We start from the raw sequence: 1,024 nt of genomic DNA, 5'->3' as shown, positions 1-1,024 counted from the left end.
TTCTGCTGGTTTATCTAGTTGAGATGCGCCGTCACCGAAGTCTAGAGTACGAGCACGTACGTAAAGCACTGCAGATGGGTCTACGAAGTACATAACTTGTGCAGATAGTACATCGTCTGCTGTATCGTTAATTGTCTTACCGTCACGTTCTAGGTCGAAGTTCGCTGCGTAACCTAGCTTGTACTGCCAGTCACCTGTTGTGTACATCAGACCTGCAGACATTGCATCTTGCTTCTCGTTCACGCCGTTGCTTGCGTCCGCTTCCATGTATTTGTATTGAGCGAAGAACGAAATACCGTTATCAAACCAACCTTGAACACCAACTAGGTACGTGTTGTTTTCCCAAGTTTGACCTTCAGATTCAATGTTACGGTTACCTTCGTAAGCAGCATCCAATTGTAGTGGACCTAACTTGTAGTGAGCCGCGATGCCGCCCCAGTAATCATCACCAGCACCTAGACCCGCTTTATCACCAGCACCCGCTGCAATATCTAGAGAGAACTTGTCTGCGTACATTGGAGAGTCCCAACGAATGGTGTTTGATTGACGGTCTTGGTACTTAGCACCACCGATTGCACCACCCCAGTCGTAAACATCGCCTAGACCTGGGTTAGATGCTGGCCAGTCAACCAATTCGTACATAGGTGTCAAAACACGACCTAGACGAACTTGACCCCAAGAAGCACTTTCAAAACCGACGAATGTGTCACGCTCACCAAGACCAGCACCCTCGCCACCAAAGCTAGGGTCTACGTAACCACCTTCGATTTGCCAAATAAAGGTAGGACCGAAGTTAGCAAATTGTTTTTTACCACGGAAACCGATACGAGATTCGTTGTTTAGCTGCATGCCACCTAGGTCGTCATCCGTTGCTTTGCTGCCAGAATCGTAATCGCGGTACGCGGCCTGCATCGCGATGATCCCGTAAACTTCATAAGAGAAAGAATCTTTTGTTAGGTACTCTTTAGCAGCATCGCTGTTTGCGCCATCAGCAAGAGCTGCACCACTGAACATCATGCCTGTG

The 1,024-nt window shown here is 48.2% G+C and carries 1 protein-coding gene; it reads right to left on the bottom strand.

The genetic code is table 11. The features are described from left to right. A partial coding sequence (gene chiP / locus R7190_RS25920) for a chitoporin (protein ID WP_318137686.1) occupies positions 1-1,024 on the bottom strand: 1,024 nt, incomplete at both ends.

Source organism: Vibrio sp. 1078-1 (assembly GCF_033340475.1).
This window is presented reverse-complemented; position numbering and strand designations above follow the sequence as displayed.